We start from the raw sequence: 25,620 nt of genomic DNA, 5'->3' as shown, positions 1-25,620 counted from the left end.
AAGCTGTTAAAACAGGAAATACCTTTGTGCCATCGGTACCGTCTTCGCCGGTTCACAGGTGGCCAGGGTTCCATCGCTCTTCACTTCGTATGTGTCCGGATCCACCTCAATCCGCGGAGTCGCATCGTTATGAATCATGTCCTTTTTGCCTATATTCCTGCAATTTTTCACCGGCAGCACCTTCTTTCTGAGGCCCAATTTCTCATGTACCCCCGCTTCGTATGCCGCCCCGGATATAAACGTGATGGAGCAGCTTTTCACCGCTAAGCCGAACGATGCAAACATTGGCCGTCCAATGACCGGCTGGGGAGTAGGGATCGAGGCATTCGGATCTCCCATCGCTGCATATGCAATGAAGCCGCCTTTCAATACCAACTCCGGTTTGACGCCCAAAAAAGCCGGCTTCCATAAAACAATATCAGCCCATTTCCCCTTTTCGATCGAACCCACGTAGTCGGAAATTCCATGGGCAATCGCGGGATTCATTGTGTATTTGGCGACGTACCGTTTCGCCCGGAAATTGTCGTTCTCTCCCTGCTCCTCCGGCAGCGCTCCCCGCTGTTTTTTCATTTTGTCGGCGGTCTGCCACGTGCGGAGAATCACTTCTCCCACTCGCCCCATGGCCTGGGAGTCGGAACTGATAATACTGAATGCCCCAAGGTCGTGAAAGATGTCTTCCGCCGCGATCGTCTCCGGACGGATCCGCGAATCGGCAAAAGCGACATCCTCCGGGATACTGCTGTCGAGATGATGGCAGACCATCAGCATGTCTAAGTGCTCATCAATCGTGTTAACGGTGAATGGCCGGGTCGGATTGGTCGAAGAAGGGATCACGTTGGCTTCACCGGCCAAGCGTATGATATCGGGTGCGTGTCCTCCCCCTGCCCCTTCTGTATGATATGTATGGATGGTGCGTCCGGCAATCGCCTTGATTGTATCCTCCACAAAGCCAGCTTCATTCAAAGTATCTGTGTGTATGGCCACCTGAACGTCATATTTGTCGGCTACTGTCAGGCAGGTATCAATAGCCGCCGGGGTGGTGCCCCAATCTTCATGCAGTTTTAAGCCGATGGCTCCCGCCTCGATCTGCTCCTCCAATGCCTTTTCTCCCGACGCATTTCCTTTTCCAAGGAACCCGAGATTCATCGGAAATTCTTCTGCCGCTTCCAACATGCGATGAATATTCCAGGAGCCCGGGGTACAGGTAGTGGCATTCGTACCCGTAGCAGGCCCGGTTCCCCCGCCAATCATTGTGGTGATGCCGGAAGCAAGGGCCGTCTCAATCTGCTGGGGACAGATGAAATGAATGTGAGTATCGATCCCACCCGGCGTTACAATCAACCCTTCGCCGGCGATCACTTCCGTTGATGCGCCTACTGACAGATCCGGATGTACGCCTTCCATTACATCGGGATTTCCTGCTTTTCCAATCCCAGCTATGTATCCGTCCTTAATCCCGATATCCGCTTTGACGATGCCCCAATGATCCAGGATCAAAGCATTCGTAATCACCAAATCAAGAACTCCGTCGTCGCGCACAGCCCTTGATGATTGTCCCATCCCGTCCCGAAGCACTTTACCTCCGCCAAATTTGCATTCATCCCCGTAGACGGTAAAATCTTTCTCCACCTCAATAATGAGATCGGTATCGGCCAGCCGCACCTTGTCACCCGTTGTAGGACCAAACATGCTGGCGTAAGCCTCACGGGACATAAGAAGACCTTCCTGCACAGTCGCCGTACCTTGTTCTAAGGCTTCTTTCACCGATCCGGATACAAGACCATTATGACCATAGACCTCTTGCCGACCCCCGACAGCCACCAAAGTAACGGGCTTCTCTTCTCCAGGTTCGAAGCGAACCGCTGTCCCAGCCGGGATATTGAGCCGCATTCCTTTTGCTTTCTCCCGATCGAAATCCAACTCTCTGTTCACTTCATAAAAATGAAAATGCGAACCGACCTGAACCGGACGATCCCCCCGGTTGACCACCGTTAAAGTGACCGCTTTTCTCCCCGCATTAATCAAAATCGGCTCGTCCTTTACCAGATATTCTCCCGGTTTCATCATTCGATCCCCCCCTTTTCCTGCAGCCCAACCTCTTCTCTAGGACGAATCGGGTGGTGAACAGTCACCAGTTTCGTTCCATCGGGAAAAGTCGCTTCCACCTGTACTTCATCAATCATGGAAGAGACCCCTTCCTGTACATCTTCCTCCGCGAGGATCGTGGTGCCCCATTGCATCAACTCCGGTACCGATTTGCCGTCGCGCGCTCCTTCGAGGATTTCATAAGTCAGGATCGCCATTGCCTCCGGATAATTCAGTTTCAAACCGCGCTGCTGCCGTCGACGAGCCAAGTCCGCCGCGACCACGATTAACAGCTTCTCCTTCTCGCGCTCCGTTAAATGCATATGTACCTCCTTCGTTTAAACAACCAGGTGTTGGCGAATTACTTCTTCGTTAATTTTCGCCGCTTTCCCCTCCGCCGCAATGGACCCTTTTTCAAGAACATAGTAATAATCGGCTGAACTTAGGGCAAAATCCAGACTCTGTTCCACTAACAGGATGGCCATTTCCCCTTGTTCTTTAAGCCTCTGGATCACGTTTTCAATTTCCATAACGAGATTTGGCTGAATCCCTTCTGTGGGTTCATCCAACAATAGAAGTCGCGGGCGTGAAACTAACGCCCTGGCGATGGCAAGCTGCTGCTGCTGCCCGCCGCTGAGGTCTCCCCCTTTTCGATGGAGCATCGTCTTCAGCATCGGGAACATGTCATAAATCTCGTCCGAAATTTTCCTTTCTTTTTTGGGGAGGGCTTCCGTCCCCAAGAGCAAATTCTCTTGTACAGTCAATTGCGGGAAGATCTCCCGTCCCTGGGGAACATAAGCGATCCCAAGGCTTGCCCGCTGTTCCGGTTTCGCCCTGCTAATCTCTTTTTCATTCAGAAAAATTTTCCCGTGGCGTGGGCGAAGCAGGCCTATGATCGTTTTCAGCAGAGTTGTCTTACCGACACCGTTTCGCCCCATTAAAGAGACGACTTGCCCTTCGTTAACGCGAAAATCTACGCCCCTTAGGATGACGGTTTCTCCGTAGCAAACTTCTAAACCTTTCATCTCTAGCATACAGCTTCTTTCCTCCGACCTAAATATACTTCCGCCACACGCGAATCCTCCTGAACCTCCGTAATAGTGCCCTCGCAGAGAATCTTTCCCTCATGCATGACTGTCACCCTGTCAGAGAATTTCCGGACAAAATCCATGTCATGATCAACCACCAGAACCGAGCGGCTCTTAGCGATTTCCTGAATGAGTTTGCCTGTCTTCTCTGTTTCCGTTTGAGTCATCCCCGCCACCGGTTCATCCAACAATAGCAGTTCAGGCTCCTGCATCAGCAGCATGCCAATTTCCAACCACTGCTTCTGACCGTGTGAGAGTGACGATGCCTTGTCATTCGCCCGGTCTTCCAAGTTGATCATGGCCAGCTGCTTACCGATCACTGCTCGTTCACCGTCCGTCAATTTGGCCCTCAGAGTAGAGAGCAAACCGCGATTCTGCTTCATCGACAACTCCAGGTTCTCAAATACGGTTAGACCTACGAAGATTGCGGGAGCCTGAAATTTGCGTCCGACACCGTACCGGACAATCTCATGCTCCTGCTTGTTGGTTAAGTCGATCGTTTCTTTGAAAAGAACTTCCCCCTGTACAGGCTTCACTTTCCCGCAGATCACGTCAAGCAAAGTCGTTTTTCCGGCACCGTTCGGTCCGATCAGAAAGTGCACTTCCCCTTGTTTCATTTGGAAATTAAGCTCCTGAATCGCTTTGAATCCGTCAAAATCAACCGTGATGTTTCGGGTGCAAAGAATTGTGCTCATAAACCTCATCGACCACCTTTCTCGCAGCAAATTTCTGCTTTGCCTTCGCAAACACCCCAACGACTCCCTGCGGTAAAAACAGAACTACAATCACAAACAAAGCACCAAGGAAGTAGAGCCAAATATCCGGGAAGGATTCGCTAAAGAAACTTTTTGCCCCGTTTGTCAAAACTGCACCGATCACAGCCCCGATCAAGGTACCTCTTCCACCGACAGCCACCCACAAAACCATCTCAACCGAAGGGATAATTCCCATCATGGCCGGGGAGATAATGCCCACCTGGAGGACGAATAGGATACCGGCAAGACCCGCCAGCCCCGCGGAAAGTGTATAAACGAACACTTTATAAGTCGTCGGATCGTACCCCGAAAATCTTACCCGACTCTCTCCATCTCTGATCGCCACCAAGATTTTCCCTGTTCTGCTGTTGACCAATTTTCGACATAAAAAGTAAGCGACAATCAGAACTACCAAGGTCAAATAATAAAGAAACAGTTTGACGGAGGGGGAGGACAAAGGAAACCCAAACACAGTCCTAAAACCTGTAAGACCATTTGTTCCTCCTGTATATGCCTGTTTGCCGATAAAAAGTGTGACCATCACAATCACGACTGCCTGGGAGAGAATCGAAAAGAACACTCCCTTGATCCGATTCCGGAAAGTAAAATACCCGATCAAACCAGCCAGGATCATGGGTACCCCTACAGCTGCGAGAATGGCGAAGAAGGGGTTGCCAAAAGGCACCCAGAACCAAGGCATCTCTTCCAAACCGCTCCAAGACATAAAATCGGGCAATTTCCCGGTGCTCGCTTCCAGCTTCAAATACATAGCTATACAGTAGGCTCCCAGACCAAAGAAAACCCCGTGGCCAAGACTCAAAATCCCTGTATATCCCCAAATCAGGTCGAGCCCGACAGCCAGAATGGCAAAAGCCAAAAATTTCCCCAGCAGATTCATCCGAAAATCCGAAAAGAACAACGGTGCCACTGCCAACAAAAGAATCACCAGCAGACCGATAATCAATTTGTTTCGGCTCAATGGCTCTACCTCCTTCGAAATTAATCCAGTGCCCGGGTCTTGACTGAAACCAGACCGGAAGGCCGCCACTGCAAGAAGGCAATGATCAATAAGAAAATCAGGACCTTGCCAATCGTAGCGCTGGTTCCGTATTCAAACAGTGTATTCAGAAGACCTATTCCCAAAGCACCGGCTACTGTTCCGATCAATTTTCCAACCCCTCCGAGAACCACGACCATGAAGGCATCGATAATATAGTACGTTCCGATTGAGGGTCCGATCGGCCCCAACAATGTGATAGCGCATCCGGCCAAGCCGGCAATGCCCGAACCGACAGCAAAACTGTAGGAGTCCACCTTGCGTGTGGAAATTCCAAGGCAGGCTGCCATATTTCGATTCTGCATCACAGCCTGCATCCGTCTCCCCTGCGACGTCTTATACAAGCTGAAATACATCCCCAAGATGGCTGCTGCCGCAAGTACTAAAATAAACAGCCGCTTGTAAGGAAAAACAACGCCAGTCATAATCTCCAATCCCCCATTGAGCCAGTTGGGAGCCACCACAGCCACATTCGGGGCCCCAAAAATCGTGCGTGCCAACTGCTGCATCAATAAGCTGACACCCCAGGTTGCCAGAAGACTGTCCAAAGGACGGCCGTATAGGTGTCGAATCAATGACCACTCCAATACCCAACCCCAAAAAGCGGCGATCAGGAAAGCGACAGGTAACGCGAGAAAGAAATAAAAATCAAACATGGCTTTCGGAAGATAGTGCGAAAATAACAGCTGTGTCACATAAGCGGAATACGCTCCGATCATGATTAATTCGCCATGGGCCATGTTGATCACATTCATCAGCCCAAATGTGATTGCCAGACCTAAGGAGATCAGAAGCAGGATGGAACTCAGACTCAACCCGTTGAACAATTGAGGTAAAATGACTTCCATGGATTTACCTCCAAGTATTTGATGTTTTTAAAATAGGCGGATCAACCCAGACGGGTTGATCCATATTCCTACACTTTCAGGTTCCAATCAGGATCGTTACTTCAGATTTTTCGCCCACTCATAAGTCTTCAGGTAGGGATCCGGTTTTACAGGCTGACCGGAATTCCACACCTCCTTGAACTGCCCATCCTTTTGGATCTCGCCAATCCGAACAATCTTATAGGTGTGCTGGTTCTCTCCATCAAGTTTTACAACTCCTTCCGGTGCCTGGAAATCGATTCCTTTGGAAGCTTCTTTCACTTTGTCCACATCTGTAGACCCGGCCTTTTTGACCGCTTCCGCCCAGAGATAGACACCGAAATAACCGGCTTCAATCGGATCATCCGTCACACGGTCTTTTCCGTACTTATCTTTGTACTTCTGGACAAACACTTTATTCTTTGGTGTATCGGTTGTCTGGTAATAGTTCCAGGAGGCTAGATGACCCGTAAGAAAATCTGCCCCTATACCACGAATCTCTTCCTCTGCGATACTTACAGACATCACCGTGGTGTCCTTGGCTGTGATTCCCGCATCCTTCAACTGCTTAAAGAAGGCGACGTTGCTATCCCCGTTCAGAGTATTAAAAATCACATCCGGTTTTGCCTGCTTAATCTTGCTTATGACGGTGCTGTAGTCGGTATGACCAAGCGGAGTATATTCCTCCCCCACCATCTCCCCGCCTTCGGCAGCCAGCTGTGCCTTGATGATCTTATTGGCCGTTCTTGGGAACACATAATCGGATCCGAGTAGGTAGAACTTTTTGCCCTTGTTCTTTAACAACCAGGATACCGCCGGAACAATTTGCTGGTTCGGAGCTGCACCCGTATAGAAGATATTGGGGGAAGCCTCCAATCCTTCATACTGGACAGGATAGAACAACAGCCCTTTGTTTTCTTCCACCACAGGCAGCATCGCTTTTCGGCTCGCGGATGTCCAGCCGCCAAAAATCACGGCAACCTTATCTTTTTGCAAAAGCTTTCGGGCCTTCTCCGCGAAAGTCGGCCAATCCGATGCTCCGTCTTCAATGACCGGTTCCAGCTTTTTGCCGAGTACGCCTCCTGCAGCATTGATTTCTTCAATGGCCAACAGCTCTGCATCTCTTACGGACGTTTCACTGATTGCCATTGTTCCGCTCAAGGAATGCAAGACCCCTACCTTGATCGTATCCCCGGAGCCGGAAGATGCGGTTGTGCCTGTACCGGAGTTGGAACAAGCGGACAGGAGCAGCGCACCGGTCATAAGAGCGGCTACAGCAAGTGATTTCTTCTTTTTTGTCATGCTGGACGAACCCCCTGATTATGTAGAATGATGTAGCGGCCCGGGTCTGAGGCTCCCCCGAATGGCCATATAAATAAAGAAGCCCTTTTCAAAAACTCCTTCATCCTGACAAAGACACATTGACTCTGTTTGCAGGTTGAAAATAAAAGTTTTAGCAAGGGCTTCTTTGCCTCCGACCTGTTTGACACCTTTGTCTAAACAGCCTCGATTCATTTGTGTCAGCTTTCGTTACTCTTATCGTCATTATAGTAAAAAAAGCGGACTCAGCAAAATGTTTATGTTAGGTTTCCTGACATATAATTCAACATGAGCACGGTGTCTCAAAATTTGCCGTAGTCTTTTTAACCATTTTTATTTGGGATTTATTCTGATCGATACGTTTCCAAACGAGGAGCAGGGGAGCTTGCCAGGTGTTGTGCCGCCGTCCGCGACAGAATCCATTTGGGGAATGTCCGGGCAGAAATACAAAGAGCCAGTTATATCGATAACCGGCTTGCAAACCTTTTTTTCCACGATTACGGTCTTTCACGTGGAGTTTTATTAATGATGTAGTAACTTATAATTAATGTCAAAATCACGAGAGAGTAAAATAAAGTATTGATTGGATCGTTGTGATCCACAATGATTAACCGGAGCATCGCGGTAATTCCGATATAGACGAAATACCGCAGTGGAAAATGATAATCTTCTCTGAAATACTTTACGATCATCGAGATAAACTCAAAATAAAGGAAAAACACCAAGATTTTTTCGAGGAAATGATGGAACTCCGTATGATCGGAATGAATGATAAATCTGATAAAGTCATAAATTTCTTTTGCGAGTAAAATACACAATATACCGGAAAGTACAATTAAAGACAGATTTAAAAAAAATTGCAAAACCTGGGCTATGGATATTTTTTTGAGTTTGACTTTAGCCTCTTTTACTGATTGGAATGAATTTCCATCCGCAGTACTAAGCAAGGAAGCCTTTACCTCTTTCATAGAAATCCCTCCATAACAAAAAAGTTAAAAGATACACGATCCCGGAAGGTATAAAAAGAGCCACAATTGCTTGTGGCTGAAATTCAATTCTGTTTCTTACAGCACAAACTTATACATGTAATCTATACATTCGACCTCTGTTTCAAAGTACCCCATTATTTTTTGCCCGTTCAGGTTAACCACCCATTTGCCTTTTTGTTTGTCAAAGCTGTAAGAAAGCAATGTAAGTTCCTCCCCACTAGAGTTTTTTATAATCTCTGAACAGCTTTACTAATTCGAATCTTCACTTGTCGAATCCTTTGACGAAAAACGTTTGTTTTTGTCGCGTACCCCCTTTTCTTGTGTCTACTAGCTGTCTTTACTCTAATTATCTAATGTTGTTCAACGGATGGTATAAGATTCGTAAGATATCCTTACACACAAATAAAGTTTTTAATGAAACACGCTTTACATGTGCACCAGAACATATGTTCGATTTTATTCCAAAAATATGCTATACTTGATCTTGTACAATAGAATAGGCTTCTCAAGGGTGGTCGGTTCAACCCTCCGCAGAGAGGGGGTGAGGCCATGACGGTATATGAGGCGATCTCTCTGATGATAGCTTTCGGTTCGTTGATCGCGTTGTTACTGTCAGATAGAAAAAGAAAATAGACCGCCCTTGAGCTGACAACTCGTGCGGTCTACTTCGAGAACCTTGAGCCGGCCCCCTGAGGGGCAGCTATTGTACCTGACCGTAAGTGTTCCCGCACTTACGGTCACCTTTTCCTATACGATTTCGCAGAAACTTTTATGTCTGTAGTTTACCATAGCCCCTGCATCCTTTCAATCGGCCTCACGACCACGCCCTACGCTATAATCCCCTGGAAAGCCACCGCAATTTTGGCGGCGACTTCTGCATTATGCTTCACCAGGGTGATATTGGTTTGCAGGCTTTTGCCACCTGTCAATTGTTTAACCCGATCCAGTAAAAATGGGGTCACCTGCTTGCCCGTGATTCCGTTCTCCTTTGTTTCCCGGAGTGCCTGAGCAATCACCGCTTCGATCTCGTTATACGCCAGTGCGTCTTTTTCAGGGACAGGGTTTGCGATCACAAGCCCACCCTTTAATCCCAGTTTCCACTTTGTATCCATGACGGTCGCTACCTCTTCCGGGGTATCGAGTCGGAAATCCACCCCAAAACCACTCTCCCGTGAGTAGAACGATGGGAATTCACTGCACTGGTACCCGACTACAGGTACCCCGTGGGTTTCCAAATACTCCAGCGTTCTGCCAATATCCAGAATGGATTTGGCACCAGCGCAGACTACAGCGACATTGGTCTGAGCCAGTTCGGTCAGGTCCGCCGACACATCCCATGTGGTTTCGCCTTCCCGATGGACGCCCCCGATGCCGCCAGTGGCAAATACATGGATACCGGCCAATTCGGCGGCAATCATCGTACCGGCAACCGTTGTGGCCCCCATTTTGCGGGTGGCAAGAATATATGGGAAGTCGCGGCGGCTCACTTTCTCCACTGACTTGTTGGTGGCCAATTCCTCAAGTTCTTCTTCATCTAAGCCAATTTTGATTTTACCGTTCATGATGGCGATGGTGGCGGGTACCGCGTTGGTAGCCCGGATAATTTGTTCCACCTCTTTGGCCATCTGGACGTTTTGCGGATAGGGCATTCCATGCGAGATAATCGTCGATTCCAAAGCGACAATGGGCAGTTTCTTTTCCAGGGCATGCTGAACTTCTTCGTGAATAGCGAGATATTGTTTCATGATAATCGCTCCTCCAAATAAGCCTCGAGTTGATCCGGTTTCAAAAGCGGCGATACGGAATGCTCCGTTTGCAGTGTTAAAGCGGCTGCGGCAAGTCCTATCTTACAAGCGTGCAGCAAGGACTCTCCTCTGATGACGCCATACAACACACCTGAAGCAAACGCATCACCGGCTCCTGTCACGTCCACGACCTCCGTTTTAAAGGCAGGCAGATATTCGGATTCTTCCGGTGTTGAGCAGAATATCCCCTGCTTCCCCAAAGTGACGACAACGTTGTTGACTCCTCGCTTTCTGATTTTTCCGCATGCTTCTTTGCAGTCCGAAAGGGAGTGAATTTCCATTCCGGCAAGAAGCTCCGCTTCCTCCCGATTCGGCAGAATGGTGTCGATCCCTTCCAAACAAGGAGCGAGTTTCCTCGCTTTCGCTGAGGAAACCGGGTCGACATAGAGAGAAATGTTCTCAACCCTGCATCGATCGATCAGATAACGGAGGCAATCCTCCGAAAAATTGGTGTCAGCGAAAACCACCTGGGAGGAAGCAATGTGAGACCATTTCTCACCAAGCATGTCCGGCGTGATTTTGTCGTAAATCTCCATATCCGCTAAGGAAATCACCATTTCTCCATCCGTATCAAGCAATGCGGTATAGGTTCCTGTCCGCTCCGTGGACAACATCCAGACCTGACTGACATCCACCCCGAATCTTTTGGTCTCGTTCAGAATCCATTTGCCTTCTTTGTCATCCCCGACGCAGGAGATCAATGAAGTGATGCAGCCGAGGCGCCCCAGATTTTCCGCAATATTGCGTGCCACACCCCCGCATGATTCGGTTATTGTGACGGGATTGGATGTATGAAGATGCACCTTTTGCTTGCTTCGTGCTTTGCGGTCCAAATTGGCCCCGCCGATGCATGTAACCAGTGATTTATCGCGTAAAATATAGGCGCGTCCTTTAATCTCCCCGCGTCTTGTCAAGCTGGCGATATAACCGGCCACGGCAGACCGGGAAATTCCCATTTTGTTGGCCAGTTGTTGCTGTGTGATGAAAGGATTCATACGTATTTCCTGCAATATCTGTGCCTCTTTGTCCATCCGACCGCCTCCTTCCCAATATCACAAACAAAAGTTTATAGAACAGACAAGTGTTTGTAAAGAGATTCGGAACATAAAAAAGGACGTGCCGACACACGTCATTCAAATCACTTCCATTATGAATTATCTGCTTGTTCCCGAATGGCAAACGTCTTCCCCGATTTCTCCTCCGCTTCAGGTTTGAATCGGTTGGAAGTGCGAAGCGGAATTTCTTTCAGAAAGAAAGTAAGCAGAAAAGCAAAGAAAACAGTTAACGCTCCTGCCAGAAACACTCCCGACAAAGAATAGCTCAGGGCTTCCCGCAAGAGCAGAATCAGCTTGCCGAATAACTCCTTCAATTCCGGAGGCAAAGAGGCCTCGATCCGGGCCAGCTTCGCCGGATCCATGAGGATCTGAGGGTTTTGAAGGACACTCAATTTTTGGGACAGTTGGGGATCACGCTGTACCACGGCCCCCATACCTGATTCTGCCGCCAGTTGTCCCATTTTTTCCGTTATCCGGTGACTCATGATGGTTCCCATCACTGCAACCCCAATCGTTCCCCCCAGCTGTCTGAATAACTGAGCGGATGCAGTGGCAACACCCAATAAGTTTTGATCGACCGCATTTTGAACGGTCAGGGTGAAAATCGGGAATGCAATCCCCAACCCCAAACCGACAATAATCATGTTAATAACAGCAATCGTATTGGTCGTCCCGGTAGTCATAAATGACATTGAGAACATTCCGGCCGCCATCACCAACACTCCGGCCAAGGCCAGCAGCTTGTACTTTCCAGTCTTTGTGGTCAATTGACCGCTTAATGAACTGGCTACCACCATACTGAGCGTCATCGGCATCATAACGAACCCGGAAGCCGTCGCGGATGTTCCAATGACCCCCTGAACAAAGAACGGCATATACATGACTGCCCCAAACATGCCGGCCCCCATCGTGAATCCGACCAGATTGGATATGGTAAAAATACGATTTTGAAACAGCAATAACGGCAGGACGGGACTCGTTACCCTGCGTTCAATCATGATGAAGATTGCCAGAGCTGCGAGAGAAGCGCCAAACAACCCCAAGATTTCGGTTGATCCCCATTCGTACTTTGTCCCCGCCCAAGAAAACGCCAGCAGCATAGGAACCATGGTCAGGGTTAAAAATACGGATCCGAAGTAATCGACAGTCTCCCCTTCTTTGCGTTCAGCCGATGGAAACAGCCACCAAATTAAAGCAAAAGCAACAAAACCAACAGGCAGGAAAATCCAAAATACCCAATGCCAGTCCGTATGATCGACAATGTACCCGCCCAAGGTCGGACCAAATACACTCGCCAATCCGAATACGGAGCTCATCAACCCCTGCCAGCGCCCCCGTTCCCTGGGCGAGAAAAGATCCCCCACTGCAGTAAACGCAGTGGACAGAATCATCCCACCGCCAAATCCCTGAATCCCGCGGTAAATGATCAGCTCGACAATCGATCCTGCTAATCCTGCAAGAAACGATCCGATGATAAACATTCCGATCCCTATCAAAATAAAAGGCTTACGTCCATAGATATCGGATAATTTTCCGACGAGAATTGCAGTTACGCTCGAGGCCAGCATGTAGATTGTGAATACCCAGCTGAAATATTCAATACCGCCCAGTTCCGCAATGATTCGCGGCAGCGCGGTACCCACAATCGTTTGGTTCAATGCTGCAAACAACATTGCCGCCATGATCGAAATCATGATGGTGATCTTTCTTTTTTGGTCTAAATGTTCCATTCTAGTTATCACTCCGCACCTTTGGATTGAATATTTTTTAAAACCTGGTGATAAATTCGGATCAGATGATCGAGATCCTCATCAGACAATCCCTCGTAGTGTTTCTTCATCATCAGTCGTCTTTGCTCCCGAATGCTTTTCAACATTTCCTTCCCTTTGTCCGTAATATGCAAAAGGACAATTCGCCGATCTTCCTCCGACCGTTCTCGCTGCGCATATCCACTTGCGATCAACTTGTCGGATAAACCGGTCACTGCCGGTAAACTAATCTCTAATGCTTCGGCCAGTTCGGACACCTTCTGCGAGCCTTTCTCCTCCAAAATGTGAAGCATCCATACCTGTGAACCGGAAATTCCCGGCTCAAGATGTTTGTTCCACTCCATCGTGATTTTTCGCTTGACTTGGCTAAATACTTCTTCAAGTTCTCTGAGCTTGCTTTCGGAACCCATTTGTGCCCTCCAAAAAGAATTGCATTCAAATTGATTAACAAATTTAAAAATAAACCATCCAAATAGTTAAGCATCTTAACTATTTATCAGTATAATGGAAACTTGCGCAAAACCGCAAGCATAAGTAAGAAAACTTGGCATTCGCCTTTGAGTTGGGTGATCTTTCAAAGCCGGTAGGGCCGTGCTAACAAGCAGCCAGCCGCATCCGCTCCTTTTACCCTTCAAACAATCTTGAGTCCTTCTTTAACTACAAACGACACGCAGGGAATGCGTTCCGATTGGACCGTATCTTCCGCTCCGAATACCTGAGCCAGTTCATAAGGTTCACCTGGACGAACCAATACATACTGCTCAATCGTAAGATTGGCAGGGTCGACAATCCAATATTCGGGTACGGCAAACCGTGCATAGGACTCCTTTTTCATAACACGATCCCGTTTTGCACTGTTCGGGGACAGGATTTCGATAACAAGATCAGGTGGCCCCACCACTCCGTGCTCCTCAATGAGGAATTCCCGGCTGCGATGCACCATCAGAATGTCGGGTTGTCGGGTTTCATTGTCCGAAAGAATCACGTCTACGGGAGCATGCAGAATAATGTAATGCTGATCGCATGAACTCTTCAGAATGTGTTCCAAGTTGCTACTTATTCTCTGATGAGTGGTAGTCGGAGAAGGCTTCAGTTCCAGCTTTCCTCCAACAATTTCATACTGATTGCCGTCCTCCGGAAGCTTCATATAGTCCTCGACAGTCCATCCCGATTCCTTGATCGTCAGTGGATTCTTCTTCTTGCCGTCGTATTCCATCGATTTCACCCCGGTTCCGTAGATTTACTTACATCAAGTATAGCACAAATGTTCGTATTTAGTGAAACCGGATTTTTCTGCAGGATTTGCGGAATCTGCTAGAAGTTGAACAGATTAGTCAACTTCTGGTTGGAATAACAACATGTTCAAACGGACGTGTGATTGCCTCTTCTACAAGGCCCCACTGATCGGGATAAATCTTTCGAACTTCATTCCATAACATTTCTATTCCTCACTTCCAACATCGCCTGTATTATTTAAACAAAATGAGAGGTGTCGATTATTCTACAACCTTATTCACTAGAATCTTTTAGCTATTTGAGAGGATTTTAGCCTGCTCTTGCAGAATCCTTCAGAGGTTGTGGAACAAAAAATAGAATGAGGGATAGTAGAATGTCAACCGAACTTGATAAATCGAAAGTGAATGGTATTGTTTTTCAGGAACCGGAAGAATGGATCCAAACCTATATGAAGCTCCCTTCTCAGGCGCTTTATGATTTTGTGATGGATACGCTGGATCAACACTTGAACGATGCGTTTCTCGAAAAGATCGATCTTGTGGAGTATTTGTTCGATGTACGGGAACAAATACGACCGACGCAGGAAATGGAACTGGTGCAAAAGCTGCGGACACGGGAGCCCGATTATTATCGCGGTATTTTTTGCTATTTCGAAAATCATGTAATCGAATATGCCCTTTTCCGCAATGAACCAGACAAGACAAAGGAAGCTCTGCAGTATTTTATTCAGGACCCGGTTAACGGGATCGACATGTTGATACCGGTGTTGCGGCTCCTCTATCTTTATGGGGATACGGAGATGGCACTGGAATGCTCCCAAAAGGTGTACAACCAGGTGAAAGACTCGCCAGAATTGATTCCCGGGGCTGAAATAGAATTTGCTGATGTACTCTACATGGGGATGTGGCAAGAGGCGTATCGGCAGTTACAGGCCGGGAATGACGTGGATTCCAGTCAGTTGAATGAACAGATTGCCGAGTGGGATTATGAGGTGGATGAAGACGAAGTAGAGGAAATTAAAAAGAGGCTATCTCAAGCTGACATAACAATTGAAAATCCTGCAGGACCCTGGCTAGCCAGAGAAGCCCGTATTCTCTGGTTGCGTCAAACTTCCTGGTTCTTCTTGCGTTATATGTTGGAACGAAAACGGATCGATTTTATCTCTAGTGATACGATATGGTGCGCGTTCTTTGACTTTCTGGAACGGAAACAGCCGGAAATCGCGAAACTCGACCCGGAAACCTACTTTGATTTCAATCTGCAGGAGTTGGGTGGGTATCTGGCAAAAATTCTTTCCGCGCAGCAAGCAAAGATATTCGCAATCGCATGGGGAATCCCCTACATTTACGATTTTCTGCTTGAGCATCTCGTTATTTCCCCACAACTGCATAAGAAAGCCATTGATGTCGTCCGTCGGTTAAAGCCATTGTTGATGGATGGGTATCGGGATACCCTGTGGAAGTATGATTTTGTCCACCGCTGGATGCCGCCCGATACGTTTCCTGATTTCGAATCAGAAGAAGTGGAAGCATTCCGGGCTTCATTCGATAAACAGAAACCGGCAGCGACCAAGAGCCGACTGCAATTGTATCATGAAACACAGAAAACAGCGCTGATGAATCAGCGGAAAGAAAGACAAGCAAAAACAGAGAAGTCCAAGAAGATAAAATCCAAAAAAACGGAAGCCAAAAAACAACGCAAGAAAAACAGGAGGTAATAAACATGGCGAAAACAAATCAAGGCAAATGCTCCTATTGCGGAGGAATTTTTGGGAAAACCGCAATGAAACGGCATGTAAACGGGTGTAAATCAAGAGGTCCGGTCGTGCCGGAAGACAAAAGGTTTTGCATTCTGGTTCAGGGAAAATATTCTCCCGAATATTGGATGTATCTCAGTATTTCCGAAACTTCCACATTGGCGGATTTGGACGATTTTTTACGATCAATATGGCTGGAGTGCTGTGGACATCTAAGTGCTTTTGAAATCAACCGCACCCATTTTACCAGCGATCCAAACTCTTCCTACAGGGAAAAAGGGATGAACCACAAGCTTAAAAATGTATTGGATGTCGGAATGGAATTCACTCATCTATACGATTTCGGTTCTACCACGGAACTCAAACTGAAAGTAATCTCAATGGAGGCGGGAGCGAAAAGGCAAAAAAAGATTGAGGTCATGGCAAAAAATCTCCCCCCTCATATCGAGTGTTCAGAGTGTGGTGACGCCGCTGTCGAACTTTGTTGCGAATGTATGTGGGCTGGAACGGGCTGGCTTTGCGACAAGTGTGCGAAGACACATGAATGCGGAGAAGAAATGCTGCTGCCGGTCGTCAATTCCCCACGAGTAGGGGTGTGCGGATACACCGGCGGGTGAGGATGAATGAGGCGATCTCTCTCATGATTTCTTTCGGTGCGTTGGTCGCGTTAGTACTGTCGCAATAAAAACAAATGACCGCCCTTGAGCTGACAACTCCGGCGGTCTACTGCGGAAAACATTGAGCCGACCCTAAGAGGGGCAGTTATTGTACCTCGACCGTAGGTGTTCCCGCACCTGCGGTTCCTTTTATTATACGAAAGTGTACAAACTTTATGTCTGTAGTTTACCATAGATGGCGTAAAACTCAAATTCCCAAGGCTATGGGACCTTGCCTCCGATTCTATGATCAACACACCTCATCGATTTCATAATCCTGTGGATTTCATAATCCTGTGGATTTCATAATCCTGTGAATGGTTACTGTCACCCGTGATGCATGTAAAACACCCGTCCCATCCCACAAAAGTACTACCGATTGCCCAAATCGGTTGGCCGCACTGGATACATCTTGCACCGGATTTTTTTCGCTTAACGGTACGTTTGAGAGAAGATACAATGAGTTTCTTGTCATCAGACGGATTGCTTTCCATATACTTCGCAACAAATTTTTCAATAGAAATTGGAACCATCACAATCTATCCTTTCAGTTTTGTTTGATACCCCATATCCCGGTATCCTGCAAACGTTTTTCATACATTCTCATCAACAGGGGGATGTGAGGATCTACGTAATCATAGATTCGGACTACACGTTTGTTACTGTGCAAACGGTGTAATCGTCCCGCATATTGCTGCAGAGTGCCTTTCCAGGAGATCGGCATGGCGAGGAACAGTGTGTCCAGCCGGGGATCATCGAATCCTTCCCCAATGAATCGTCCGGTGGCAATCAGAACGCGTTCCTCCTCTTCCGGAATACTCAGCAGTTTGTCAGCCACCTGTTGGCGTTGTTTGTTCCCCATGCCACCTCGGAGCACAATGACATCTTTGGCAAAACCTTTCAATCGGTTTGCAAGTACTCCACATGTGCGGTCCGTTCCGTTAACACCAAGGGAGACCTGCCCTCGTCCAAAGCTTTTAGAAGATCGTCAAATATTAAAGCATTCCGGCTCTCATCCAGTGCCAAAGCTTCATAGATCCGGTGAATGGCCGCGTTTTCGTTGGGTTCCGGCAGACTGAAACTGGTGTATCTTGGAATGACAACATGTTCAAAAGGGCCCGTGGTTGCCTGTGATTTGGCATCCACCCGAAACCGGATCGGACCGCACTGCATCATGACAATCGGATGATGTCCGTCCTTCCGGATTGGCGTAGCGGTTAATCCTGTCACATACTTTGCTTTGACTTGCCGAAGGACTTGCTCAAAACTGAAAGCTGAGAGAGGATGGCACTCGTCAACGGTGACCTGACCGTATTCGGCAACAAAATCTTTTACAGTTCCCCGAAAATTGACACTTTGCAGCATAGCGATATCGATAAAACCGCCGCGTTTGTCCCGGCCGCCTCCAATTTGACCGATCTCCTTCACCGCAATATCCAGAAAAGCAGCCAGCTTTTGTCTCCACTGCTCCATCAACTGTTTGCCATGCACCAAAACCAGTGTGTTGACCTTACGGGCCGATATCAGATACGCGGCGACCACAGTCTTGCCAAAAGCGGTGGTTGCGGACAAAATCCCATTTTCATGCTTCAGAAGCTCTTTCGCCGCCAGATCTTGCAATGGAGTCAATTCTCCTTTAAAGTTAACATTTAGCGGATTCCCGGATTTCGTTGATCGGAAAAATCGGCCTCGACGTTATGATCCCTCAACAATTCCAACACCTGATCCTGAAATCCTCGCGGCAGAACCAGATAGCGGTCCAGTTCTTCTGCACAATTGATTACGCGAGGTTTGCCAAATGTGGATAATCTCATGGCCTGAGCTTTATAAAATTCGGGATTCTGAAAAGCGCAATCCGCAATAGGCGATTGATCATGGCCGACGGCAAACCGGTTTTTTCAATGTAGATCAAATTGCTTTGCACAATCTTCACTTTTGAAGGCAAAGGACCCTCGATGCGGTGACCAATTTTTTGATCCAATTCCGATTCCAGAGACAATAAAGTCTCGGAATCACCCTGATCGTCCATCAAAGTTTGATGGATCCCCAGAATGCTGCCCTTGAAGCTTTCTTCCTGTACAATTCGTTCAGCATCCTCAGCCTGCATTTTGGGCAAGGTGGAAAGAAATAACCATTGATCCTGATAAGGTGTATAGTTTTCGTCCTGGAAGAGTGTATTGCCCTTCAGACCAGCATTCCCCTGCAGAGGCAAGGCAATCAAATTTCCAAAACCGCCTTTTGGCATCGTATCCTGATTCGGAAACAAACGGTCATAGGAATCCAAACCGATCTGATACCTTTTTTCCATGGTGCGGGTTAAAATCACACACCCGAGTTGACGGGCCAGTGATGCCGAAACAGGACGATCGAAAAAAATCCAGACGTGAGCCATTCCCGGACCGGGAACGTTCAAGCACTGTCGAGGTCTTCATCTGCTTGCACGTTTCAAGAAAACAGGCGGAATCTTCTTTCCAAGTTGTCTTGTCAAAATCAACGGCCAAAAACCAACAAGTTTCGTCCGGCAGCAGCGGGTAAATCCCAATCGTCTGTCTCCCCTTCAGATGATCAAAGATCACCTGAACCGTCACCGGCAAAAAAATGCGATGTGGGCAGTCCGAACATTTGATTTCGGTTTCTTGCAAACCGCTTTGTTCCACTCATTGGCGCAGGCCGGGGAGTAACCGGATTTTCCGTTCTTGCTCTCCCACCGGACAGCGTACACATCTTCTCTGCCAAGGAACAGACTGCGAAACAATGCAATCTTTTGTTTCGGTGAAGACTGCTTCGTGACCAACTCGGTTTCCGGAGTGGGATTTGAGGATCGAGAATCAATGAATGGCTTGTTTTCGGCATCTTTTTCCGGGAACATACCCAGAAGGGTTCTTAACCGTTGATTCTCTTCCCGCAGCCTTGCGCATTCCTTGAGGGCTTTATGAAGTTGTTCCTGAAGATCTTCAAGTCGTGACCGCATTGTTCCCCACCGCTCAGCAATTGTTTACTTCTTAAGATAACGTAAAATCGAGTGCGGGTGTCCCTGTTCAATTTTTTCCTGCTTCTGTCAACAGTTTTCTTCATTTGGGTGGATCGGAAAAGTTAAGTCGGCAAGTCCAGGGACGTACAATGGTAGGCTGCACAATGCGCTGGATATCTACCTCCGATGTAAAATGTGCTCCCCTCTGGGACCTTTCATCTTCTGACATACTATGTTCAAACAGGGTTCCAAAGATCTCCGGACGTATCATGGACCAGTCAGACTTGCATGCTTCCAGAAGTTGTTCAATTTCATTGGGTGTTAAATCAATAACATATACATCTTTAAACAATCCACCATTAAAGTACGGGATATCTCTTCCCCGGCGCTTCCTCTCATCCTGTTCATTCAAACGTTGAAAAAGCAGAAATAACGTATCCCCCGTTCTTTCCTTTTTCTTAATACAATCCAATAATACATTCGTAAAATGTTGACGTGGCAATAATGCTATATCCTCAGCAAACATGGCGAATACACATTGAAGAATAAACAACCTTTCTTCACTATTTGGATAACGGTGAAGTAGAGACCGATAAACTCCGATTGCAAGATCTGCCGCCTGCTTGGAACCTCTGATTGGGTTTCCGGAAAAATTGGCTCCTCATCAAGCATAAAGAGGAGTGCATCGATGTAGCGATCTATTTGTTGAAGAGGGATTATGGAAAGAGGCTTCCCATATTCTCTGTTAGGGTCATGAATCTCAATTGTATGAAAGTTGCTCAGAATGACGTATTTAGGGCTAGGGTTGATTCCCAACCAGTAATGATAAATTTGGTCATAATGTCTACGTAAATTTCGTTCAGAGGGACGCTTCATCTCGATCAGGAGGCGCTCCCCCAGAGTAGGTCAGCTCGGGCATACTCATCGGGAATACGATGTTCGAAGCGTGCCCCAACCTTTATCCGATCAAGTCCGAAACAATTGAAGAAATCATTACAAAAAGTCTGCGACTAGCCCCGCTAACAAGGGCCAAACTCGTAAAATGATTTCAATCCACGCATCTGTTAGATACTCCCCGTTATTACGCCAGAAATCACAAAAATTCTCTTCTTCCTCTGAATTGACCGAATCCGGTGATGACGATAATAACTCCTTGCACGATTGCTTCGATAGGGCTTTTGTTCCACTCAAACCACGCTCCTTGAAACTTTCCCAGCTGGCAAAGCGGTCAAGGAGTTGGTCAAGCCGCCTTACCAGCTGGGTGGGAACGTGGTTAGCAAGTAATTCTCGGTATTTTCATCCATAATTTTCACAATGTAAACCTCTTCTACATTTTGTTTTAGCTTAGGAATCGCTGTTTCTTTATATAAAAATCTTACTACCAATATATCTTGCTTTCAAACCTATCATAGACCCGCCCGGCACTTCTACACCCTCTTGGTACAGCACAGGGACTGTTGGCAACATAGCCTATTTTTTCAATGGGTGTGATCTCAACCTTGATTGCCTCATCATCGTACCGGTTCTCGGGGTCCTTAATAAGCTATATTGTCTCCAATCCGGCTAACCGAATCTCTTCCATCAAAGAGCGGAACCGGTGATACTCCGTCATGATTTGGCGGTAAAAAGTGTTCCATTCATCATGTTTTCCTGAGATTGAACAGACCTCTTTCAAATCTTTCATCCACCTCGCAGCTTGTGTATATCCAGAACGATTTCTGTGCCCTATATATTGCTGCGCAAGTTCGCGATAAACGGGAATCAGCTTTGCAGGATCATATTGCTTCATTTCTTTAAACAATTTCAGCCGCAGCGCCTCATTCATGTGAATTCGGTTCTTCTGCCTTGTGAATTCCGCCCAAGCCTGTTCCTTATCGCCCACAAACAGAAGCATACTGATTACCAATGAACCATCTTTCTTTTGTGTGCGTATGTAATCAAGCCATTGGCTGATTTTTTTCTGTTTTTCTGATTCCAGGTCTAGCAGTTCAACATTTCGTTTAAACAATTCAAAATCAGGAAAGGCCAAAAACCATTTCTCGTACCACGTTCTCTTCCCAGTTTCGTCTCCTGCACGCTGGCAAAGATTGATCATCCATTCATAATAAGGTTCGTTTAAGTGTGGATGTTTCTCGATAATCACTTGTAATCCGGCAATCGCTTTTGGCCAATTTTCATTTCGCTCATAATGTTTGACAAAACTGCAGGCAACCGAGAAATCATGGGCATCCGAACCACCCAGTACCTCTGCGGCTTGTTGCGCTTCTTGTTCCTGATTCAACGAAAGACACAACTCCACCCACCAATGCACAAGAATCCTACGATGCCTTTCCTCCTGGAAACGCGGGCTGTTAAAAAACTCCTTGTCCAAGAGCATGATTCTTTCCTTCAAAACCCACAGCTGCCTTAATGTTGGCACGCAATGAGTCAAGATGGAGGTCCATCCCAACAAACCATCCAATGTTTTACATTCTCTGACAATCCATTCGATCAGTTCGTGGAGAAATTCCTCGGCTTTCGGATTTGTGTCGCGGTACTTTTTGATCCGTTTCAGCGCCTCCCACAAATAATCCTCGATAACGGTAAATCCATCGCTTAACTCACTGCTGTATTCATCCTCATATTTATTAATCCAATCTTCCATCCCTTTTAAGGTAACCAGCAAACCTACGGTGCCGGAAATATAGTGGTCCGGCGTAACAAGTTTTAGAAGTTCCTGTGCAAATCGGTGCAATCTGTTCAATCCAGCCTCAAAATCCCATTCCAGTCTGTCTTCGTCATCATGATAATATTCGTAATCCCATCGATCATCGTCGTCATCGGAAGAGGTTTCAATTCTGGTAAACAGATCCTCACAATCTTTAAGAACAAGGGGAACTTCTTTTTGGTAATATGCGATTGAACTGTACAAGCCCAAGTGGCGGATTTGATCCGCATTCAGCTTGGAGGTTCGCTCCCTGTCAATGAGGAGTTGGCGGATGGATTCCCTTACTGTTGGGTCGGCTGCCACAAGCTCTTGCAATATTTCCAGCAGGTGTTGTCTCTCCAGATCTTTCAGTTGTTGCTCCAGGTCATCTGGTTCTTTAGAGCCTGGTTCAGTTTTTTCGACCGGTTCATACGCATTTTCAATTGCATCCAACTGCTCCGCATCTTCTCGAATAAAATAAACGACGGCAGCCATGTGCTTGCAGTACCCATCGTACGGACAGTCACAGCGGCTTTTGGAAAAATCGGACAAGTGAATTTTGACATTGTAATCGCCGTAATTGCCAAGTACAGTGGCATGGATCCAGGGTTTCCGGATCTGAACGTTCTCTACAAGTCCCTGTTCAAAATAACTGATACCTCTATCAATGATAGGGTCGGGAATAAACCGATCCATCCCGGATATCAGTGAAGTTAAAAGTACACTTTGTTTCATTCGTTCCCTCCTCCCAAATCATCAAGCTTTTCTCCAAGGGAGTTCCGCTCCCGTTGATCAGCCAACTTCTCCCGATTTCTTTTCTCATCTTCCCAAGTAATACCATATGGAAAACCATTTTGGTAAGTCCTGCAATAAAACAGAAATTCGATTCCCAATACTTCAAGTTCCCGGATGGCACATTCCAGACTCACGCCAAAACGTTTTTAGTAGCCCCGAACAAGATTTTTTCCCACATACTTTGGGATCCAGTGTTTTGCGGCCTGAAGACGGCCATGCCTGTCCAACCTTTTATGGCAGGGTACTGAGGATTTTGATTTTCTCTTATTCGCCACTATACATCAATTCCTGTTCTCCCCGCTGACTGATCCCTTGGCTGTGAAGCCGCAGAATTTCCCGATACTGGTTCATAAAATGACCTCCACACGAATGTTTGACACTGCTCTCAAACAGTGCATAAGATCATTCTAACAGAAGGATCAGTCCAGTGGCACTCTTGTCCGGAAGGCTGACTCCAAAACTGTTGGATGGGTGGCTCTCATCTTACTTATGTGCAGTTACGACAGCACATGACTGCATAAAACATGTTATAATAAACCAAACATGAACAGTGGTGGTGGATTCTTATGGAAAAAATTCAATCTCCAGATGATTTAATGGAACGAATCGGGAGGATGACCAGGGACAATTCCGTTTGCCAAATATTTATACCGGGAAAAGGCAAATTTACAATCGTGTTACACGAGGAAGATTCTCAATCGATTGCTGCCGATGCAGAGTCGGACGATGAGCTGCGGGAAATGATTGAAAAGAGCTTAGAAGCTTATAAAAGAGGAGATTATATGACCACATCCGAGTCTATCAAAGCTCTTTCTCCAAAGGATTTTGCATAATGAAAGGCGATGAAGTCATTTGGCCTGCTCCCGTTCTAGCAAAACTTCGTTCTTATAGAAATCCACGTTTCACTCCGGAGGAAACCTACGATTTCATTGCTCAATTTATGATCGAGACGGAAGATTTGTTAGTAAACCCGGTAGTAGGAAAGACCTACACCGAGGAGTATGGGAAGTACGTGGGCTTTTCCAGAATAGTCGTTCGAAAGTTTAAAATTTATTACAACCGTATCCACAATCACATAGTGATTGTGGGGGTCAAATTCCCAGGAGAACAATAACCGTCATTTCTGCTTAGGGGAAAAATGACGGTTTTGTTTAGTTGTTAGTCTGATTTGACCACGAATAGGTCTACTTCTTTTTGTTAAAGAGTCCGTAATGTTTAAGACTGGCAATCCGTAAATAACAAGTCGCTGCATACTTTGCAGTGGTTTTTCTTGTTTTCATCAAAAAGTTGGCTGACGAAGAACAATGGAACGTTTTGTCCAATCGGATCACGATGTTATCGCTGGTGATGGTGAAAGGGCGGGTCCATTAGTCAAAAAAATCAATTATGACACGAGAAAGAAAGAGCCAGACAATTCGAATCACTTTGCTTTCATTTGATTCCTCCGAATTATCAGGAAACAACGAGTGACGGTTAAAACGATGAGTTCCTTACCCAAAGGGATGCCTATTTCTCATGAATTTGCGAAATATTGTTGGCTTCCTGAATGAAAAAATCGATGAAGTTTCGTCCGAACCGGGATATTAAATATCCGTCGTTCTTGGATAATCTCCTCAGTTTGTCTAACTTTTTGTTTTTACCTTTCGACAGTGCCTCCAAATAAGATTGCATCTCTATCACATTATTGTAAAGGTAGTCCAACTCTTTATCCCTTGTGGTCGCCAGTAACCCCAATATCGCTAATTTTTCCCGTACCGCGTTATATTGATCATAATCGATACCGAATTCATTCATTATCGCTTGGAAATCCATAGCCTGAAGTCCTATGTTGTAAAGACTATAGTACATTTTTAGTACCGCAATATCGACCAATCTTAGATTCCGCATGGTGTCGTAATAGGTTAATACAAAATCTTCTTGTAAATCCTCCAACGAGAATAGATTTAGCATTCCATTGACGATATATCCGATCTTTTCTTCTTGTACCTCATCCACTACGTAATCCATCACGATGCCGAGATACTTATCTTTAATTGAACCTAGGGGTTTTGTTTCCAACCTGGAAAGTCGTTGATTAAACTCCGCTTCTTTTTTCTTTACTTCCAGCATGAATTTCTCTATGTTCCGTTCAATTCGTTTCTGTTTATATGAGAAATAAACTGTGGTTACACCGGGTAAAAATGTACCCACTACAGATTCTGAAAGCAGTTCTCCAATTATTGAAGCTGTTCCTTCCCCTCCCACATCAAAAATATCTCTAATTCTTTTTGAAAACCCTTTCTGTTTCTGATCCTGGTTTTGGCTCATACAATCTCCATCCTTATTAAAGTTTCTGAATCAGACTTCACTAAGGTTAAAAATCCCACTTACTTTTCCCTGGATACTCGATCTCCACACTCCGATCGGCTATGACTTACATTCTTTGTACGCCTAATGTATTGAGACTTTCGTAATCTTCTCGATTAATTTCCGGGTTCTCGGTATGTTTGGATTAGCGATGACCAAAGCATCTTTCTCTGTTGTGAAAAAACGGTCAAGACAGATCAATGTCATGACCGTTCCCTTTTTGGTTTCTACTTCCCTCTGTAAGTGGTAAACCAAGCAGGCCGCTTTTTTGTCGACCTACCACCATTCTTGGCAAATGTAAAGTGAATACCGCGACCTCTTAAGCCCCGTAATCAAGTTGGACAACCTCCGAAATAAGAGCGATACTATACGTAGGAGGATTGAT

25 protein-coding genes and 1 pseudogene are annotated in these 25,620 nt (G+C 46.5%); 5 read left to right on the top strand and 21 right to left on the bottom strand.

The genetic code is table 11. The features are described 5' to 3' along the window. Positions 1-6 precede the first annotated feature (6 nt). From ureC to ACFO8Q_RS01950, 9 genes are all read right to left on the bottom strand, one after another. Entirely contained in the window at positions 7-2,064 is a 2,058-nt protein-coding gene (ureC, locus tag ACFO8Q_RS01990; RefSeq protein ID WP_380024177.1) for an urease subunit alpha, read from the bottom strand. Next, entirely contained in the window at positions 2,064-2,408 is a 345-nt protein-coding gene (locus tag ACFO8Q_RS01985) for an urease subunit gamma (protein ID WP_380023909.1), read from the bottom strand. The genes ureC and ACFO8Q_RS01985 overlap by 1 nt, the downstream gene beginning before the upstream one ends. 15 nt (positions 2,409-2,423) lie before the next feature. Then, the gene (gene urtE, locus ACFO8Q_RS01980; protein ID WP_380023908.1) at positions 2,424-3,119 is read right to left on the bottom strand and encodes an urea ABC transporter ATP-binding subunit UrtE; all 696 of its coding nucleotides are present in this window, start codon (positions 3,117-3,119) and stop codon (positions 2,424-2,426) included. Further along, complete coding sequence (urtD, locus tag ACFO8Q_RS01975; RefSeq protein WP_380023907.1) at positions 3,113-3,868, bottom strand: urea ABC transporter ATP-binding protein UrtD; 756 nt, start codon at positions 3,866-3,868, stop codon at positions 3,113-3,115. Before urtD ends, urtE begins: the two co-directional genes overlap by 7 nt. Further along, positions 3,831-4,907 carry an urea ABC transporter permease subunit UrtC gene (urtC, locus tag ACFO8Q_RS01970; RefSeq protein ID WP_380023905.1) on the bottom strand — a complete coding sequence of 359 codons (1,077 nt, stop codon included), beginning with the start codon at positions 4,905-4,907 and terminating at the stop codon, positions 3,831-3,833. The genes urtD and urtC overlap by 38 nt, the downstream gene beginning before the upstream one ends. A 20-nt stretch (positions 4,908-4,927) precedes the next feature. After that, positions 4,928-5,833 (bottom strand): urea ABC transporter permease subunit UrtB, encoded by a 906-nt coding sequence (gene urtB, locus ACFO8Q_RS01965; protein ID WP_380023904.1) that lies wholly within the window; start codon positions 5,831-5,833, stop codon positions 4,928-4,930. A gap of 96 nt (positions 5,834-5,929) precedes the next feature. Then, the gene (gene urtA / locus ACFO8Q_RS01960) at positions 5,930-7,114 is read right to left on the bottom strand and encodes an urea ABC transporter substrate-binding protein (RefSeq protein WP_380024176.1); all 1,185 of its coding nucleotides are present in this window, start codon (positions 7,112-7,114) and stop codon (positions 5,930-5,932) included. A gap of 554 nt (positions 7,115-7,668) precedes the next feature. Next, positions 7,669-8,139, bottom strand: a complete 471-nt coding sequence (gene psiE, locus ACFO8Q_RS01955) for a phosphate-starvation-inducible protein PsiE (protein WP_380023903.1) — start codon at positions 8,137-8,139, stop codon at positions 7,669-7,671. 96 nt (positions 8,140-8,235) lie between these two features. Beyond that, positions 8,236-8,361 carry a hypothetical protein gene (locus ACFO8Q_RS01950; protein WP_380023902.1) on the bottom strand — a complete coding sequence of 42 codons (126 nt, stop codon included), beginning with the start codon at positions 8,359-8,361 and terminating at the stop codon, positions 8,236-8,238. Positions 8,362-8,709: 348 nt separating this feature from the next. Between ACFO8Q_RS01950 and ACFO8Q_RS01945 the strand changes: the two genes are divergently transcribed. Then, a complete protein-coding gene (locus ACFO8Q_RS01945) occupies positions 8,710-8,793 on the top strand; it encodes a putative holin-like toxin (protein ID WP_380024175.1) in 84 nt (27 codons plus the stop codon). 194 nt (positions 8,794-8,987) lie between these two features. Here ACFO8Q_RS01945 and ACFO8Q_RS01940 read toward each other — a convergent pair whose 3' ends face one another. From ACFO8Q_RS01940 to ACFO8Q_RS01920, 5 genes are all read right to left on the bottom strand, one after another. Further along, on the bottom strand, positions 8,988-9,905 hold the full coding sequence (locus tag ACFO8Q_RS01940; protein ID WP_380023901.1) for a pseudouridine-5'-phosphate glycosidase: 918 nt from the start codon (positions 9,903-9,905) through the stop codon (positions 8,988-8,990). Then, the gene (locus ACFO8Q_RS01935; protein ID WP_380023900.1) at positions 9,902-10,996 is read right to left on the bottom strand and encodes a PfkB family carbohydrate kinase; all 1,095 of its coding nucleotides are present in this window, start codon (positions 10,994-10,996) and stop codon (positions 9,902-9,904) included. Before ACFO8Q_RS01935 ends, ACFO8Q_RS01940 begins: the two co-directional genes overlap by 4 nt. 116 nt (positions 10,997-11,112) lie before the next feature. After that, positions 11,113-12,750: an MDR family MFS transporter gene (locus ACFO8Q_RS01930; RefSeq protein WP_380023899.1), complete on the bottom strand. Its 1,638-nt coding sequence runs from the start codon at positions 12,748-12,750 to the stop codon at positions 11,113-11,115. Between the two features lie 8 nt (positions 12,751-12,758). Continuing rightward, positions 12,759-13,199: a MarR family winged helix-turn-helix transcriptional regulator gene (locus tag ACFO8Q_RS01925; protein WP_380023897.1), complete on the bottom strand. Its 441-nt coding sequence runs from the start codon at positions 13,197-13,199 to the stop codon at positions 12,759-12,761. Positions 13,200-13,420: 221 nt separating this feature from the next. Continuing rightward, positions 13,421-14,005 (bottom strand): Uma2 family endonuclease, encoded by a 585-nt coding sequence (locus tag ACFO8Q_RS01920; RefSeq protein WP_380023894.1) that lies wholly within the window; start codon positions 14,003-14,005, stop codon positions 13,421-13,423. A 393-nt stretch (positions 14,006-14,398) separates the two neighbouring features. On the opposite strand from ACFO8Q_RS01920, the gene ACFO8Q_RS01915 reads away from it, so the two are divergent. After that, positions 14,399-15,742, top strand: a complete 1,344-nt coding sequence (locus tag ACFO8Q_RS01915) for a hypothetical protein (RefSeq protein WP_380023892.1) — start codon at positions 14,399-14,401, stop codon at positions 15,740-15,742. A 5-nt stretch (positions 15,743-15,747) separates the two neighbouring features. Continuing rightward, positions 15,748-16,398, top strand: a complete 651-nt coding sequence (locus ACFO8Q_RS01910) for a hypothetical protein (protein WP_380023890.1) — start codon at positions 15,748-15,750, stop codon at positions 16,396-16,398. Positions 16,399-16,984: 586 nt separating this feature from the next. Here ACFO8Q_RS01910 and ACFO8Q_RS01905 read toward each other — a convergent pair. From ACFO8Q_RS01905 to ACFO8Q_RS01880, 6 genes and pseudogenes are all read right to left on the bottom strand, one after another. Then, positions 16,985-17,299 carry a DEAD/DEAH box helicase gene (locus tag ACFO8Q_RS01905; RefSeq protein ID WP_380023889.1) on the bottom strand — a complete coding sequence of 105 codons (315 nt, stop codon included), beginning with the start codon at positions 17,297-17,299 and terminating at the stop codon, positions 16,985-16,987. A gap of 38 nt (positions 17,300-17,337) precedes the next feature. Further along, entirely contained in the window at positions 17,338-18,057 is a 720-nt protein-coding gene (locus tag ACFO8Q_RS01900) for a DEAD/DEAH box helicase family protein (protein ID WP_380023887.1), read from the bottom strand. Positions 18,058-18,086: 29 nt separating this feature from the next. Further along, positions 18,087-18,251, bottom strand: a complete 165-nt coding sequence (locus ACFO8Q_RS01895) for a hypothetical protein (protein ID WP_380023886.1) — start codon at positions 18,249-18,251, stop codon at positions 18,087-18,089. Next, positions 18,248-19,306: pseudogene (locus ACFO8Q_RS01890) on the bottom strand (TOTE conflict system archaeo-eukaryotic primase domain-containing protein). Before ACFO8Q_RS01890 ends, ACFO8Q_RS01895 begins: the two are co-directional and overlap by 4 nt. Positions 19,307-19,508: 202 nt before the next feature. Next, positions 19,509-19,961 (bottom strand): type IIL restriction-modification enzyme MmeI, encoded by a 453-nt coding sequence (locus ACFO8Q_RS01885; RefSeq protein ID WP_380023885.1) that lies wholly within the window; start codon positions 19,959-19,961, stop codon positions 19,509-19,511. 990 nt (positions 19,962-20,951) lie between these two features. Then, on the bottom strand, positions 20,952-22,829 hold the full coding sequence (locus ACFO8Q_RS01880) for an SWIM zinc finger family protein (protein WP_380023884.1): 1,878 nt from the start codon (positions 22,827-22,829) through the stop codon (positions 20,952-20,954). 626 nt (positions 22,830-23,455) lie between these two features. On the opposite strand from ACFO8Q_RS01880, the gene ACFO8Q_RS01875 reads away from it, so the two are divergent. Together ACFO8Q_RS01875 and ACFO8Q_RS01870 are read left to right on the top strand one after the other, a co-directional pair. After that, positions 23,456-23,722 carry a hypothetical protein gene (locus ACFO8Q_RS01875; protein WP_380023883.1) on the top strand — a complete coding sequence of 89 codons (267 nt, stop codon included), beginning with the start codon at positions 23,456-23,458 and terminating at the stop codon, positions 23,720-23,722. Continuing rightward, positions 23,722-24,003 carry a hypothetical protein gene (locus ACFO8Q_RS01870; protein ID WP_380023881.1) on the top strand — a complete coding sequence of 94 codons (282 nt, stop codon included), beginning with the start codon at positions 23,722-23,724 and terminating at the stop codon, positions 24,001-24,003. Before ACFO8Q_RS01875 ends, ACFO8Q_RS01870 begins: the two co-directional genes overlap by 1 nt. A gap of 392 nt (positions 24,004-24,395) precedes the next feature. Here the strand turns inward: ACFO8Q_RS01870 and ACFO8Q_RS01865 are convergent, their stop codons facing one another. Further along, complete coding sequence (locus tag ACFO8Q_RS01865; RefSeq protein WP_380023880.1) at positions 24,396-25,196, bottom strand: hypothetical protein; 801 nt, start codon at positions 25,194-25,196, stop codon at positions 24,396-24,398. Between the last annotated feature and the right edge of the window lie 424 nt (positions 25,197-25,620).

It is taken from the genome of Effusibacillus consociatus (genome assembly GCF_042652925.1).
GTDB lineage: Bacteria > Bacillota > Bacilli > Tumebacillales > Effusibacillaceae > Effusibacillus > Effusibacillus consociatus.
This window is presented reverse-complemented; position numbering and strand designations above follow the sequence as displayed.